This window comes from Bacillus cereus group sp. MYBK245-2 (assembly GCF_051916145.1).
Classification (GTDB): domain Bacteria; phylum Bacillota; class Bacilli; order Bacillales; family Bacillaceae_G; genus Bacillus_A; species Bacillus_A pacificus.
The window spans coordinates 41,436-56,960 of the sequence record NZ_JBQAGB010000003.1; the positions used below are offsets into that span (position 1 = coordinate 41,436).

Below are 15,525 nucleotides of genomic sequence, written 5' to 3' on the forward strand. Positions count from 1 at the left end.
AGGAAGGGAGCTAGGGTCTTGGTAAGAACTATAAATGAGACATTTTTAAAAGCATGTAGGGGGGAACGTACGGATTATGTACCAGCATGGTATATGCGTCAAGCAGGTCGTTCGCAGCCGGAATATAGAAAGATAAAAGAAAAGTATTCTTTATTTGAAATTACACACAATCCAGAGTTATGTGCTTACGTTACAAAACTGCCAGTTGATCAATATAACGTAGACGCAGCAATTCTTTATAAAGATATTATGTCACCACTACCTGCAATTGGTGTGGATGTAGAAATTAAATCAGGTATTGGCCCAGTTATTGATAATCCAATCCGTTCTTTACAAGACGTAGAAAAACTAGGGGAAATCAATCCAGAAGATGACGTACCGTACATATTAGATACAATTCGTTTATTAACGACAGAAATGTTAGACGTACCGTTAATCGGTTTTTCAGGAGCTCCATTTACATTAGCGAGCTATATGATTGAAGGCGGTCCATCTCGCAACTACCATAATACGAAAGCGTTCATGTATGCAGAGCCGAAAGCTTGGTTCGCATTAATGGATAAGCTAGCAGATATGGTTATTACATATTTAAAAGCGCAAATTAACGCAGGGGCAAAAGCAGTTCAAATTTTCGATTCTTGGGTTGGAACAGTAAATGTAGCAGATTACCGCGTATTTATTAAACCAGCAATGGAGCGTATTTTTGCAGAAGTTCGCACGATGGGTGTACCGATGATTATGCACGGCGTAGGAGCTGCACACTTAGTAAATGAATGGCACGACTTACCGCTTGATGTAGTCGGCTTAGACTGGCGCTTACCAATCGAAGAGGCACGTGCACGCGGTATTCACAAAGCGGTACAAGGAAATATGGATCCTTCATTCTTACTTGCGCCATGGTCTGTTATTGAAGAACATGTAAAAGGTATTTTAGATCAAGGGATGAAGCAGCCAGGTTATATCTTTAACTTAGGTCACGGTGTATTCCCAGAAGTAAATCCAGATACATTAAAACGTTTAACTACATTTATTCATGAATACTCTAAAGGGCAGTTAGCGAAGTAAAGGAGAATTGCTGTATGAAAAAGAAAATTGGTTTGCTTGTAATGGCATACGGAACGCCATATAAAGAAGAAGATATTGAACGTTACTATACACATATTCGCAGAGGAAGAAAGCCAAGTCCTGAAATGCTGGAAGATTTAACAGAGCGTTACCGTGCAATTGGTGGTATTTCTCCTTTAGCTACTATTACATTAGAGCAAGCTAAGAAGTTAGAGAAGCGTTTAAATGAAGTACAAGATGAAGTAGAGTACCATATGTATCTCGGCTTAAAACATATTGAACCGTTTATTGAAGACGCAGTGAAAGATATGCATAACGACGGTATACAAGATGCAATCGCACTTGTTCTTGCGCCGCACTATTCTACGTTTAGCGTAAAATCATACGTTGGACGAGCACAAGAAGAAGCTGAGAAACTTGGAAACTTAACAATTCATGGCATCGATAGCTGGTATAAAGAACCGAAATTTATCCAGTACTGGGTTGAAGCAGTGAAAGGTATATATAATGGTATGTCAGACGCAGAACGTGAAAAAGCAGTATTAATCGTATCAGCTCACAGCTTACCAGAAAAGATTATTGCAATGGGCGATCCATATCCAGATCAATTAAATGAAACAGCGGATTATATCGCGCGCGGAGCTGAAGTAGCAAACTATGCAGTAGGTTGGCAAAGTGCTGGAAACACACCAGATCCTTGGATTGGTCCAGATGTACAAGATTTAACGAGAGAACTAAATGAAAAGCACGGTTATACTTCATTCGTATATGCACCAGTTGGATTTGTTGCGGAACATTTAGAAGTTTTATATGACAATGACTTTGAGTGTAAAGTTGTAACGGATGAAATTGGCGCAAAATATTATCGTCCAGAAATGCCAAACGCATCGGACGCATTTATTGACTGCTTAACAGATGTTGTATTAAAGAAAAAAGAATCTGTAATGTAAGAAGAAAGGGGGAGCCTGCTTGAGGAAAAAAGTTGTAATCATCGGCGGTGGCATCACAGGATTAACAACAATGTATAACTTACAAAAAGATATTCGTGATAAGAACTTGCCGATTGATACATTACTGATAGAAGCATCGGGTAAACTTGGCGGGAAAATTCAAACCGTTCGAAAAGATGGATTTACAATTGAACGCGGTCCGGATTCTTTCTTAGCACGAAAAGAAAGTGCAGCTAGATTAGTGAAAGAATTAGGTCTTGGCGATGAACTTGTAAATAATCAGGCCGGTCAATCATTTATCCTCGTAAACAATCGGTTACATAAAATGCCGAGCGGATCAATGATGGGAATTCCAACGCAAATTACGCCGTTTCTATTTTCCGGGCTGTTCTCCCCAATTGGTAAACTAAGAGCTGGTTTTGATCTATTAATGCCGAGATCAAAGCCAGTATCTGACCAATCACTGGGGCATTTTTTCAGGCATCGCCTCGGAAACGAAGTGGTTGAAAATTTAATCGAACCATTACTATCGGGTATTTATGCAGGAGATATTGATGAAATGAGCTTAATGTCAACATTCCCGCAAATGTATCAAATTGAGCAGAAACATCGCAGTATTTCACTTGGTATGCGTACGCTCGCTCCAAAAGCAGAGAAAGCTGAACCGAAAAAAGGAATCTTTCAAACAGTGAAAACTGGTTTAGAATCTATCGTAGAATCTCTCGAAGCAAAGATGCATGAAGGTACGATAATAAAGGGCACTCGCATTGAAAAAGTTGCAAAACTTGGTGATGGCTATACGATTACTCTTAGTAACGGAAAAGAAATAGAAGCGGATGCGGTCGTAGTGGCAAGTTCACATAAAGTATTGCCATCTATGTTTGCACAGTACAAGCAGTTTCGTTTCTTCCGCAACATTCCGTCCACATCAGTTGCGAATGTAGCAATGTCTTTCCCGAAATCAGCCATTCAGCGCGATATTGATGGTACAGGATTTGTCGTATCTCGGAATAGTGATTACACAATTACAGCATGTACGTGGACACATAAAAAATGGCCACATACAACGCCAGAAGGAAAAACGCTTCTTCGATGTTACGTTGGACGACCTGGTGATGAAGCAGTTGTAGAACAAACAGAAGAGGAGCTCGTTCAGCTTGTACTAGAAGACTTACGAAAGACGATGGATATTATAGAAGATCCAGAGTTTACAGTCGTAAGCCGCTGGAAAGAAGCGATGCCCCAATATACAGTAGGTCATAACGAGCGAATGAAGAAACTCACAACATTTATGGAGAAAGAGTTGCCAGGTATATACTTGGCAGGTAGTTCTTACGCTGGTTCTGGTCTGCCGGACTGTATTGATCAAGGTGAGAAAGCAGCAAAGCGTGTGCTAGCTCATTTGGAGAAAGTAATGGATACAGAATTAATCGCACAGTAAAGAGAAACGCCTTCAATCACATTGAAGGCGTTTTGTTACTTATTCACCAATAAACATATATAAGTTATTTGGATTTATAACGGCATCTCCTGCATAAATAACCCATTCTGTTAAGTCATCAAAATCTAAATGATAACTATTTCCTTCACTCATATCTTTTATAAAATATGGTTCGTTAATGAGTATTCCTTGAATGAATTCTTCCGTAATGTTTTGCATTTCAAACCACATATGTTCACTTTTTCCCTCTTCATAGGAAACACCAAACTTAGCGAGAAAACGAAACTCTTCATTGGATTTTTCAATTTGAAAAATGTTGCTGAAATACCCGAAAGTATTCTTCGCATTGTAAGCCATACGAGCCGTTTCACTATTTGTTTTATAAAACATGAGCCCTGTAGCTTCCTCGTGTTCTTTGAAAAAGCTTTCGATACATTCTTCTGAAGTATCAAATTTGAACAAGAGAACAGATGGCGATTGGTGGTATTCATCTCGGTCATCCATCCCGCCTAAGAATGTGTTTTGTGCATCTATAGGTTGTAGCTTTACTTCTTCATTCTCAATTGAAGATAATTGATCCATACTCGTTTTATGCCCAATATAAGATAATCCTTTTTCCCACGGAACAGCTACTGTATGTATCGAACCTTGCTGACTATGCGCGATAACGATAGGCTCATTCATAGGGACTTGTCCATTCTCAACGGCATTATTCGCAAATGTTTGAAAGAGGTCACCAATGCCGTAGTAGGAAGAAATACGATTTGGAATAATTAATTCTATTTCTGTTACGCCCGCTCTTAAAAGGCCGTGTGTATGAAACCAATATTGCGTAGGCTCGCCTTCTTTATCGTCTTCATAAACGGAATGAATAACGTATAAGTCAGGAATGTCAGGTAATAATTCATTTTCAACGTGATATTCAATATAGCTTCTAGATATCACCTTCATTGCGGCACTTGAATCGATTACAAATAACAAATCTGGGGCGAGGTTCCATAAAAATTGTAACTGCTGGAAAAAGCAGTCCAGTACATCGCCTACAAATAGCGTACGAGTGAAAATTTCAGTACCGAAAGCCGCATCTTCAAAATTACGATCTACGATTGTAGAATCTTGTCTATTGTACATTTTATATTCTTCTGGGTCATTCGCCTCATCAATATGCAGTTCATATGGTATAACTTTATCATCCATATGTAACTCAACGATAAGGCTTGTCTCATCACTATAAACAATTTTTAACTCATCAACTTTAGTAGCGATAGTTTCTAGCCGCTGTTTTAATTGCTCAATTGTAATTCTAGTTGGTATAACAGCAATCATATCTGAAAAATGACGTTCTAATGTTCCATTCATAGCTGCGCGGTATGTTTCTGTTTGCACTTCCATCCAATCACTCCTATTCAAATGAATCCATTTTACATGCCAATTAAAATTCGATATTTCTGTTTTTTTCTCTTTCATATTATAAAACGCATTCGTAGAAGGTGTAAAATTATTATTTTGTATTATAGTTTGAAAGCTTGTAAATTAAATGAATTTTTTGTAAAACTTGTCGAAATATCATTCTATATAACGAATCATTTGATATGATAGAAATGCTGAGAAAATATGAAATAGGGAGAGGGAAATGGCTGTGAAGAAATTGTTAAGTGTCTTTTTATCATTCATACTATTGCTTTCATTTACTGGAACTTTAGTACAAGCAGAAGAAACTACTTCTATGTCAGTAGAAAAAGCAATTCAAGTATTTAAGCAGCAAGGGAAAACGAAGGGGATAGTGGAAGGATATATCGTTGGATATACGCAAAGTCCTTCTAAATACACGAAGGATCCGGCTAAGTTTGACGACACAAATGTGGCAATTGCCGATTCGCCAAATGAAACGAATCCAGACAAAATTATGCCTGTTCAGTTGCCAAAGGGCGATGTGAGAGCGGCAGTAAACGTAAAAGATCATCCTGAAAATATTGGGAAGAAAGTTAGTTTAACAGGGACACTTGAATTATATTTTAGTAGCCCAGGTTTAAAATCAGTAACAGCTCATAAGTTTCAAGGAGAAGGGCAAAACCGTGTTAGCGATGTAGTAGCTTCACCTAGTGGCGGAGAAGTTGCGAAAGGAACAGCGATAACGTTAACAACGAATACAGAAGGAGCAACAATCTATTACACGTTAGATGGTTCTAACCCTACAAATAAAAGTGTTCGTTATAATGGACAAATTATAGTGAATGAAAATAGTGTAGTGAAAGCAATTGCTGAAAAAGAAGGGCTTACTTCTTCAGCAGTTTCAACATTTTCATTTATTATCGTAAACAATGAGCCAGTTCGTATTCATGATATTCAAGGAAAATCACATATTTCTCCTTACAACGGGAAGAAAGTATACAATGTGGAAGGCGTTGTAACAGCATTTGAAAAAAATGGTTTTTATATAGAAGACAATCAACCAGATAATGATCCAGCTACTTCAGAAGGTATGTACGTATACAAAAAAGATGCAAATGTAGCAGTAGGAGATCTTATTCAAGTTGATGGAGTAGTAGAAGAATATGTTGGACCTGGATATGCAGAAAGGTTTGAAACAGACTTAACGACGACGGAAATTAAAGCGAGCCGCGTTGCTGTAATCGCAAAAGATCAAGCTTTACCAGCACCGATTGTACTTGGAGAAAACGGTGTGAAAATTCCTGATCAAATTATCGATAATGATGCATTTGGTTTATTTGATCCAAATGAAGATGCAATCGACTTTTATGAAAGTATAGAAGGTATGCGCGTTACGATGCCAACGCCAAAAATTATTGCCCCTCAGAAAAACGGGAATTTATATGTAACAGTGAAAAATGGCGGGAATAAAGTCGTAACGAAATATGGCACACCTGTATTAGATGAAAATCAATTAAATCCAGAGCGTCTTTCTGTAAAAGTACCTCGTGATTATGTAGCAAAAGTAGGAGATACTTTCACTGGAGATATAACAGGAGTAGTCGGATATGATTATGGTGCGTTCCGCATTTCGCCAATAACGGAATTACCATCTGTAGTAGACGGCGGATTTAAGCAAGTAGGGGCCAATATTCAGCCGCGTCTTGATAAGTTAACAGTTGCTACATATAACATTGAAAACTTCTCGGCGAATAAAAAAGAAACAACAGATGAAAAAGTAAAGGCGTTAGCGTATTCTATTAAATACAATTTAAAAATGCCAGATATTATCGGGGTAGAGGAAATGCAAGATAATAATGGAACGATTAATGACGGTACAACAGATGCTTCATTAAGCGCAAAACGTATTATTGATGCGGTGCTAGAAATTCGCGGGCCAAAGTATGAGTATGTAGAAATTGCTCCGCATAATAACCTAGACGGTGGAGCGCCAGGAGCGAATATTCGCGTCGGTTTCTTCTACAACCCATCACGCGTGAAATTAGCAGCGGTACCGAAGTTACTTGATAAAAATGTCGTTCGCATTGGAGACGAAAACCCATTGTTTGAAAGTACACGTAAACCACTTGCGGCAGAATTTACATTCCAAGGACAAAACGTCGTCGTCGTTGCAAATCACTTAAACTCAAAACTAGGAGATGCAACGCCATTTGGAAAAGTACAACCGCTCGTATTAAAAAGTGAAGAAAAACGAGTTCAATTAGCACAAGAAGTAAACAATTTCGTACAAGGTATTCAGAAAAAGAACACGAATGCACCAGTTGTTGTGTTAGGGGATATGAACGATTTTGAGTTCGCTAAACCATTAAAAACGTTAGAAGGAACAATCTTAAAAAATATGTTAAACACAGTGCCGAAAGAAAATCGCTACACGTATATTCATGAAGGAAATGCACAAGTGTTAGATCATATTTTAGTAACCAATAACATTGCACCACACACAATAGTAGATCCTGTACACTTAAACTCAAACATTATGAAAGAGCATGGCCGTGTAAGTGACCACGACCCAGTACTTGCTCAAATTGATTTGAAGAAAGCTTCTTAAGTAGTTGAGAAAGAGCGCTTAGAGATATACTGAGCGTTCTTTTTCTGTAAAAATTATGTTAACATTATTTAAAAATTCAGTATTATTAACGAGGAGGTTGAAGATGCAAGCATGGTTAAATGGAAAATTAATAAATCAGCTTGCAATTTTTTTTAGTACAATCGTCATGCTCCAATTTGTAGCGGAGGTAATAGGACTTACGCAAAGTTTAGATATTACATATAACTTAATACATACAGCAGCATCTTATATAACGTTTAGCTTGGCAGTTATTTTTACTTTAATCGGCGCAAGAAGAGAGCTAAGTAAATATGCAATTAGTTTGTTATGTTTAGTGGTAGGTATTAAAGCGATTTACTTTGTAACGGTTGTTATTTTATGGGGATTGGCAGGTACGTCGTAAAGGGGAGGATGATTATATGAGTAATGATAATAAGAGCGTAATTCTCTAATCTCACTCAGGGAATTACGCTCTTATTCGTTCAATGATTTAGTCTGAAATTACTTGAAACGCTTTTCTACATCGATCTCTTTTTTGCAGTCTTCTTTTATATTTTTTTCTATCTCGCTTTACTCCTTGTATATACATAAGTAAGCTAACGAGAAGGAAGAAAGCACATTGCATCGTTAAAATGTACGGTGACATGCCTTGCAATGGTTGCTTTGGATCATATAAATGAATAGGTGCTCCACCTATTGTAGGGAATATTGTATTTAGTAGGACGTACGGAATGGAGTTAACTGCAAATGGAAATAGAATCGCCATATAGTCTTTTTGTGACCATGCAGATGCAGCAAGTCCTAAGAGGGCCATTAAACCTGCAAATAAAAAATTAATTCCAATATATACCGTAATGTAAGTGAGAGGCGCATCGAAGTATAGGTTTGCGAACATTCCATCCTCATTTATGATGCCAGAACCAATCGTAGGTGTTCCGTCTGGAATTGTTAATTTGCAAAATAATAACGATAAGATGAATGGAAAGGTATAAAGAAATCCTCCGCAAAAAAACGTAACGATATATTTCGTTACTGAATAAGGAAATAAAGAAATTCCTTTGCTCACGAACGGTTTAAAACTATCTGACTTATCGGAATTGTAACTTGTACTAAAGGGGAAACTCGCAATAACTGGCATTAATAATAAATAAACATCCATTTCATTATCACGAAATCCAATCCATTTTATATCTGTTGATATAGGTCCGCTCGCAGCGTCTCCTAAATAACGAATGACATAATAATAATGATAAATACAAATAAGAACGAATCCACTAAACATAATAATTAAAGAAACACGATTACAAAAAGCTTGCTTTATATTTAAACGAAGTGCACGCATCATGACTGAAAAAGCCTCCACTATTTTGATAAACTTGTCTATTTTCTATATTACTATTAAATGTAAAGATTTTCTTGTTTTTTTATTTGATTATTTAAAAAAAGAGAAATTTGTTGTTTGTAAGTAAGGTTTAGCTGTATATCTTAAGAACACCTTTTCCTTTTCTCTTTTCTTCTGATAAACTATGGAAAGTATGATATAACTTGACTGAAATTTTTTATGATGGAAATAATAAAAAAGAGAACTTGTATACAATGTAAGCGTGTGGTAATATCAAAGATGTACTAATTGACTATATTATCCAATTGGTCATTTTTGGAGGTGAAGATGTGGCGATAGATCGAAAACGTTCTATTATTGAAGCTGCAACAAAGTCTTTTTCAGCATTCGGTTATAAAGCAACAACGATGGATCAAGTAGCGAAGTTAGCGAATGTAGGAAAAGGAACGATTTATACTTTTTTTAAAAATAAAGAAGAGCTATTTGGCGAGATTATTTCTAATTTAATTACAGAAATGAAGCAAGTTGCAGAAAATGCAATTCGTTCAGAAGTTTCATTTTTTGAAAATGTACATAGAGCATTATATAGCATATTAGAATTCAGAAAAGAACATCAGCTCATGATTAAGTTAATTCAAGAAGAGCGTGATATGGGAACGAAAGAAGTACAAGAAGTCATGCAACAAGTAGATGTGGAAATCGTTTCTGTCATTCAATCGTATTTAAAGATTGCGATTGATAAAGGTGAAATTAGCAAATGTGATCCAGAAATTACAGCATTTATTATGCTTCGCTTATATGTATCGCTTATTTTTGATTGGGAAAAAAATCATGAACCGCTAGAAAAAGAAAAAATTGCAGAATTATTTGAACTTTATTTATTAAAAGGATTGTCAAATTAAGATAATCCTTTTATTATTATAAAAATGACCATATGAACAAAATGGTCATATATACAATTTAAGGGGGGATAATAGAAATATTACTTTCAAATTAAGGAACAGTTGCATAGTATAAATTCGGGGATAAGGCATATGTATGAATAAGTATAGCCTTTTTGTTTGGGTGAAAATGACCAATTGAACGTTTTGGTCATTTTAAAAAGGGGGAGAAATAATGAAAGGAAATCAGTTACTTCGTAAAGAGTTCACACAAATTATAAAAAGTAAAAAAATATTAATTCCAATTATCGCGGTTTTATTCGTACCGATTTTATATGCAGGTATGTTTTTATGGGCCTTCTGGGATCCGTATAAACAGTTAGATGATTTACCAGTTGCGGTAGTCAATTTAGATAAAGGGGCAGTATTTGATGGGAAACCAATTGAGGTCGGAAAAGGGCTCGTTGATAATTTAAAAGATAATACAAGTTTTAAATGGGAATTTGTAAGTGAAAAAGAAGCGAAAAGAGGAATGGAAGGTAGAAAGTATTACATGTTAGTACGCATTCCAGATGACTTCTCAAGTAACGCTACAACGTTATTAAAAGATGATCCAAAACCATTAAACTTAGAATACATTCCAAACGAAAGCTTGAACTTCTTATCTTCACAAATTGGCGGAACAGCCATTGAAAAAATTAAAGGTGAAGTATCAAGTACGTTAACGAAAACATATGCAGAGAAAATGTTTGATTCCATTCAAGACGTCTCAAAAGGATTAGCAGATGGGGCGGAAGGAGCAAATAAACTTCACGACGGATCAAGTGAGCTGCATGATGGTTCAAGTAAAGTGACGGACGGCCTTCATACACTTCAAGGGAAGTCTGGAGAGATGAAGGATGGAGTTCAGAAATTAGCAGATGGATCTAATAAATTAGTAGATGGGTCAGGGAAAGTGACAGTAGGTTTAAATACGCTAAATAGCAAAACAGGTATAGGGAAATTAGTAGATGGCTCCGGAAAAGTAACAGCAGGTTTAAATACGCTAAATGGCAAAACAGGTGAATTGCAGACAGGTATAGGGAAATTAGTAGATGGCTCCGGAAAAGTAACAGCAGGTTTAAATACGTTAAATAGTAAAGTGGGTGAATTGCGTGATGGATCTGAGAAAGTGACTGGTGGTTTGAACAAATTAGTAAGTAAATCCGGTGAATTAAAAACAGGAACAACGGATCTATCAAATGGTATGGGGAAACTTGTTGAAGGACAAAATCAATTAGAAAAAGTGTCTCAAGAAATTCAAAAGGGTTTGCAGGAATTAAATAGTAACGTACAAAAGTCTGCTGGAGCTTTAGAGGAAATGCAGTTGAAAGTTCCTTCTATATTGAATACAGTAAATGAGAAAATAACCGGAGCTGGAGAGAATGTAAATCAGTTAAATGAACTTACGCAATCAACAGCAGGAGATGCAAAAAATGCAGCGCAAGAGGTAGCGAATTTACAAAAGCAAATTGAAAGTTTACCGAAAGAATATCAAGAGCAGTTACAACCATTCATAACAAGTGCCGTAAAAAGTACAACGACAGTTCAGCAAAAAGCTGCCGGAGTAGCAGGTGGAACAAATAGATTAAATGAAGAAGTAAAACAATTAAAAGGTGAAATCGGTGAAAAGACAAGTGGGATGCAAAGCAAAATGCCGAATCCGGAAGATGTAGGAAATTTAACGAGTGGTATTAAAAAATTAGCGAATGCACAAAGCGAATTTGTAAGTAAGTTCCATGGATTAGGTGAAGGATTAGGTAATGCAAAAATAGGTGCCGATAAATTAAAAGATGGATCAGTTCAATTAATTGATGGAGTAACGCAATTACAAAGTGGCTCTGGAAAAGTGACAGCAGGATTAGGTCAATTATCTGAAGGAGCAAATCAATTAGCAGATGGCTCAAACCAAGTAACAGGTGGTTTAGGTACATTATCTGTAGGAGCAAATCAAATGGCAGGTGGAATAAATCAATTAGCGGACGGTTCAAGTCAAGTAACAGGCGGTTTAGGCACATTATCTGTAGGAGTAAGCAAATTAGCAGATGGCTCAAATCAAGTAACAACAGGTCTGGGCGATCTAAATGGTGGCCTAAACAAAATGTCAACTGGCTCAACTCAGCTAATCGACGGCGTAAATAAACTGGAAGACGGATCAGGGAAAGTAACGGATGGCCTCGTAAAAGTAAATGATGGTTCAGGTGAACTTGCTGAGAAACTTGGCGAAGGGGCAGAGAAAACTAGTGAAGTAAAAGGAATGGATAAAACGTATGATATGTTTGCAAGCCCTGTAAAAGTGAAGACGGAGAAAATGGCAGAAGTTCCAAACTACGGAACTGGATTTACACCGTATTTCTTATCACTCGGTTTATTTGTTGGGGCATTACTATTATCAATCGTATATCCATTACGTGACACAGTTGGTGTTCCAAAATCAGGGTTTAGCTGGTTTATTAGTAAGTTCGGCGTTTTACTATCAGTCGGTATTATTCAAGCTGTAGTAGCAGATATCATATTACTATTCGGATTAGGTGTAGAAGTACAAAGTATTTCGTATTTCATACTCTTTAGCATCGTTACAAGCTTAGCGTTTATCGCATTAATTCAATGTTTAGTAACAGCGTTCGGGGATGCAGGACGTTTCATTGCCATCATCACATTAATTATTCAGCTGACAACGAGTGCCGGAACATTCCCGCTAGAATTGATTCCGAAGTTTTTACAACCATTCAATGCTTGGTTACCGATGACATACTCTGTATCTGGATTGAAGGCAGTCGTATCAAGCGGAGACTTTAACTTCATGTGGCAAAACATTGGAATGCTCATGATCTTCATCGTTGCATTATCACTTGGAACAATCGCTTCATTAACTTGGATGCACAAACGACAATTTAGAAATATTGCTGAAAATCAATCGATTGAAGCGTAAATAAGGAACATAAAAAAGGCACCGAAATGGTGCTTTTTTTATTAGTTTTGTTTTATTGGCTGAGAAATTTCATTTGTTTTTCTATTTTTACGGAAGAAGCATATAGCAATACTTATAAGAATAATTGTAGCTACAATCCAAACAAATGGACCATATTTTTCAGCAAAAGTATATAGTTTCATGTTGCTGGCAATGTCCTCTTTTGTTTTTCCTATTAGAATTTCAGAGCCACTATAACCTTCAAGTGTATCTCCTTTTTTTATGCCAAAAATAAGAACGTCTGATTTGTTTTCTATTCCGGTGTATCGGTATCCTTTACCTTTAATTGTTAATTGGGTATCATTCTTTTTTAGTGAATAGTCTTCGGCAGAAATATCTTTGCCTGACAGTGTAATTGGTTCCATTGAGAAACGGATTTCTTTTAAGGCAGGAAGAGTCTCATTGTTTAGTAAGAGTTGCTTTGCAATATGCTGCTCAGTATTAATGTTTATCCAATTTGCTTTTCGTCGTTTATATGTATTAATTTCAAGGAGTGCGAATTCTTTATTTTGAAGTTTTTCCTCTGTAATAGGTTGCGCGGTAGTTAATGTTCCTTTTAATAAAATCACACCGTCTTTTGCAGATTGGAAGGAAGCGGTTTCCTTTGTTTTCTTTAATGTATTGATAGTCCCTTTATAATCCTCTTTTCCTAAAAGAACAGCTCCTGTATGTACGGTTAAAATAAGATATAGGATGCTTAATACGATAATAGCTTTTTTCACTATTTCCCCTCCAAAGTATGTATAATTAAATTATAACATAATTTACCATATTGAATTTATTAATTTGAATAAAAAGTTGCAGACGTAAAAGTAATAAATAAATTAAGAGAAGTGTAGATGAGAGGAGTAAAAATGAAAAAGAAATACAGTTGTAAGAAAGGTGTACAACTGTATTTAAAGTGGATAAAATATTTTCTTCATAATGTAATGGTTGTTTTATATCCCTTTTTTTTCTTAATTTCACCATATTTCATGTGTAGGCTAAATAAAAGGATAGGAATTACAACAATTTATAGAGAAACATAGAGTAGAGGGGGGATATGATGAAAAGAAAACATATTTCTTATTTAATTATAAATCCGCTAATTATTTTTCTTGTTTATGCCCTTTCACCTATATTGTTTGATAAAGAAGTATATACAAGTATGAGAGATGCATTTGGAATACTTACGTTCTACTATGTGTTAATGGGTGGTTATTACTTTATTGACTTTTTAAGTAAAAAAATCAATAAAAATGATAAAGAAAAAATCGATGGAGGACAACAAAATGACTGAAAGTGAAATGAAATTCAGGGATACAACTATTCGTAACTTTTTCGATAAAGAGGACCGTCTAAAATCGATTCCAGGTCAAAAGAAGAAAAAACTAGTATTGTTAGAGTATTTAATTAGCAAATTAAACGTTGAAAATCAGTATACGGAAAAAGAAATCAATGCATTCATCAAACAATATCATGACGATTTTTGTACGATTAGACGCGAGTTTATTGTGCAGGGGTTTATGGATCGCGAGGATAATATGTATCGTATAAATGAAAGAGAAGTTTGGACGAAGTGGGAGAAGTTAAAATGAAAAGCTCTGTTATTGAAAACAGAGCTTCTTATTATTTATTTGGTTGCAATATTTTAAAATCGTAGGCGTAAATGGATTTACCACCTTTAACTGATGTAACAATTTGATCCATGTCTTTGATTGTAGTAGTTTTAATTTTTTTACCGGTTGTTAGAGAGTATGTTTCTATAGAATATTTATGTTCTTGTTTTTCATTATAACGTAATACATATAATTGATCGTCTTCAAAATATGTTTGTTCATTATATCTAACGCCATCGGTTACATGGTAATCAATTTTGAATTTAAGATTGACTGCATTTGTTTCTGTATTAAAAGTTATGACATCACCTAGTCCATTTATAAAAAATAATTCATTGTTATGTAGATAAGCGGAATTATTTTTTGTAAATGGTATGGAAGCTGTGGAATTCTCCTCGGAAGAAAGTAAAATTAAATCTTGTTTTAATGATTTTTTATCAATGCGTAATAAATATACTTTTCCTTTAATTGAATTATCATTCTCAATTAAAATCGTATAATAAAAATTTGAGTCACTTAAAATAGATGAGTAACTAGAATACGACATGTTTTTATCAAGATTAATTGTTGTAACATCTTCAAGATGCATAGTTGAATCATTAAATAATAATTTTTTTAAACTATGCTCATTTTTATCTATATCTTGAGTTAAAACTAAAACTTCATCTGTATTAACGCCAGAACTAATAAGATAATGAGGGATATTTCCTTTATGAATTTGCTTTTGATTACCATACATTACATTTGAATCATAATTGCCAGTAGTGGAGTTACTGCCTGAATTGTAAATGTTAACAAATAAGTCTTGTTTTTTTAAATATATCCTTTGATCTCCTGTATGTTGGTATTTCATTTTATAATTTTTAAAATCTTCTCCAATAAATTTAATATTATCTTTACTTTCTAGTACGATTTCTTTTTTGTTATCAGACACACCTATTCCGCCGAGTTCTAAACCATTCATTTTATATCCATGTGCTTTTTCGTTTTTATCGATGAATATCGCATAACTAATCCCGTTGCCATCCATATCTTGGTCGGCGGTAGAAGAGAGATATATGACAGCTTGTTTATCTTTTAAAAAATCCTTTTTTTCAATATCTTCTTCAGATATCGAATTTACAGTACTGTTTCTAAAGAAGAAAAAATAGATGAGTGCTGCAATTAAAATTACACTTAAAATAAGAATAATTATTTTTTTCACTGTTATGAGCTCCTTTTATAAGAAGAAGTGCAAC

Annotated in this window: 13 protein-coding genes; 9 read left to right on the top strand and 4 right to left on the bottom strand. The window is 35.3% G+C overall.

Annotated features, from left to right (window positions below):
- The first annotated feature begins 18 nt into the window (after positions 1-18).
- Genes hemE through hemY form a run of 3 tightly spaced genes read left to right on the top strand, consistent with a single transcriptional unit; the run spans position 19 to position 3,456 of the window.
- Complete coding sequence (hemE, locus tag ACTFRN_RS07305) at positions 19-1,065, top strand: uroporphyrinogen decarboxylase (protein WP_000252611.1); 1,047 nt, start codon at positions 19-21, stop codon at positions 1,063-1,065.
- Positions 1,066-1,079: 14 nt separating this feature from the next.
- The gene (gene hemH, locus ACTFRN_RS07310; protein WP_074567809.1) at positions 1,080-2,015 is read left to right on the top strand and encodes a ferrochelatase; all 936 of its coding nucleotides are present in this window, start codon (positions 1,080-1,082) and stop codon (positions 2,013-2,015) included.
- 19 nt (positions 2,016-2,034) lie between these two features.
- Positions 2,035-3,456 (top strand): protoporphyrinogen oxidase, encoded by a 1,422-nt coding sequence (hemY, locus tag ACTFRN_RS07315; protein ID WP_074567808.1) that lies wholly within the window; start codon positions 2,035-2,037, stop codon positions 3,454-3,456.
- A 39-nt stretch (positions 3,457-3,495) separates the two neighbouring features.
- Here the strand turns inward: hemY and ACTFRN_RS07320 are convergent, their stop codons facing one another.
- A complete protein-coding gene (locus tag ACTFRN_RS07320) occupies positions 3,496-4,848 on the bottom strand; it encodes a DUF4026 domain-containing protein (protein ID WP_074567807.1) in 1,353 nt (450 codons plus the stop codon).
- 241 nt (positions 4,849-5,089) lie between these two features.
- Between ACTFRN_RS07320 and ACTFRN_RS07325 the strand changes: the two genes are divergently transcribed.
- Together ACTFRN_RS07325 and ACTFRN_RS07330 are read left to right on the top strand one after the other, a co-directional pair.
- Positions 5,090-7,456 (top strand): DUF6359 domain-containing protein, encoded by a 2,367-nt coding sequence (locus tag ACTFRN_RS07325; protein WP_074567806.1) that lies wholly within the window; start codon positions 5,090-5,092, stop codon positions 7,454-7,456.
- A 103-nt stretch (positions 7,457-7,559) separates the two neighbouring features.
- Positions 7,560-7,859, top strand: a complete 300-nt coding sequence (locus ACTFRN_RS07330) for a hypothetical protein (protein WP_088106540.1) — start codon at positions 7,560-7,562, stop codon at positions 7,857-7,859.
- A gap of 87 nt (positions 7,860-7,946) precedes the next feature.
- Here the strand turns inward: ACTFRN_RS07330 and ACTFRN_RS07335 are convergent, their stop codons facing one another.
- Positions 7,947-8,801 (bottom strand): hypothetical protein, encoded by an 855-nt coding sequence (locus ACTFRN_RS07335; RefSeq protein WP_016716730.1) that lies wholly within the window; start codon positions 8,799-8,801, stop codon positions 7,947-7,949.
- A gap of 326 nt (positions 8,802-9,127) precedes the next feature.
- On the opposite strand from ACTFRN_RS07335, the gene ACTFRN_RS07340 reads away from it, so the two are divergent.
- Positions 9,128-9,700, top strand: coding sequence for a TetR/AcrR family transcriptional regulator (locus ACTFRN_RS07340; RefSeq protein ID WP_000963380.1), 573 nt, complete (start codon positions 9,128-9,130; stop codon positions 9,698-9,700).
- 214 nt (positions 9,701-9,914) lie between these two features.
- Positions 9,915-12,650 carry a YhgE/Pip domain-containing protein gene (locus tag ACTFRN_RS07345; RefSeq protein WP_088106541.1) on the top strand — a complete coding sequence of 912 codons (2,736 nt, stop codon included), beginning with the start codon at positions 9,915-9,917 and terminating at the stop codon, positions 12,648-12,650.
- A gap of 41 nt (positions 12,651-12,691) precedes the next feature.
- On the opposite strand, the gene ACTFRN_RS07350 is transcribed toward ACTFRN_RS07345, so the two are convergent.
- Complete coding sequence (locus ACTFRN_RS07350) at positions 12,692-13,411, bottom strand: hypothetical protein (protein WP_000709153.1); 720 nt, start codon at positions 13,409-13,411, stop codon at positions 12,692-12,694.
- 320 nt (positions 13,412-13,731) lie between these two features.
- On the opposite strand from ACTFRN_RS07350, the gene ACTFRN_RS07355 reads away from it, so the two are divergent.
- Positions 13,732-13,968, top strand: coding sequence for a hypothetical protein (locus tag ACTFRN_RS07355; RefSeq protein WP_029141072.1), 237 nt, complete (start codon positions 13,732-13,734; stop codon positions 13,966-13,968).
- Positions 13,961-14,266, top strand: a complete 306-nt coding sequence (locus tag ACTFRN_RS07360) for a DUF2087 domain-containing protein (RefSeq protein WP_140383351.1) — start codon at positions 13,961-13,963, stop codon at positions 14,264-14,266. The genes ACTFRN_RS07355 and ACTFRN_RS07360 overlap by 8 nt, the downstream gene beginning before the upstream one ends.
- A 31-nt stretch (positions 14,267-14,297) precedes the next feature.
- Here the strand turns inward: ACTFRN_RS07360 and ACTFRN_RS07365 are convergent, their stop codons facing one another.
- Positions 14,298-15,491, bottom strand: coding sequence for a hypothetical protein (locus ACTFRN_RS07365; RefSeq protein WP_000720213.1), 1,194 nt, complete (start codon positions 15,489-15,491; stop codon positions 14,298-14,300).
- Between the last annotated feature and the right edge of the window lie 34 nt (positions 15,492-15,525).

Bases quoted from the DNA above. Each gene is read 5' to 3' on its own strand.
- ACTFRN_RS07355 (WP_029141072.1), top strand. From the start codon at position 13,732: ATGATGAAAAGAAAACATATTTCTTATTTAATTATAAATCCGCTAATT.
- ACTFRN_RS07325 (WP_074567806.1), top strand. From the start codon at position 5,090: ATGGCTGTGAAGAAATTGTTAAGTGTCTTTTTATCATTCATACTATTG.
- ACTFRN_RS07345 (WP_088106541.1), top strand. From the start codon at position 9,915: ATGAAAGGAAATCAGTTACTTCGTAAAGAGTTCACACAAATTATAAAA.
- hemH (WP_074567809.1), top strand. From the start codon at position 1,080: ATGAAAAAGAAAATTGGTTTGCTTGTAATGGCATACGGAACGCCATAT.
- ACTFRN_RS07360 (WP_140383351.1), top strand. From the start codon at position 13,961: ATGACTGAAAGTGAAATGAAATTCAGGGATACAACTATTCGTAACTTT.
- ACTFRN_RS07330 (WP_088106540.1), top strand. From the start codon at position 7,560: ATGCAAGCATGGTTAAATGGAAAATTAATAAATCAGCTTGCAATTTTT.
- ACTFRN_RS07335 (WP_016716730.1), bottom strand. From the start codon at position 8,801: ATGATGCGTGCACTTCGTTTAAATATAAAGCAAGCTTTTTGTAATCGT.
- ACTFRN_RS07320 (WP_074567807.1), bottom strand. From the start codon at position 4,848: ATGGAAGTGCAAACAGAAACATACCGCGCAGCTATGAATGGAACATTA.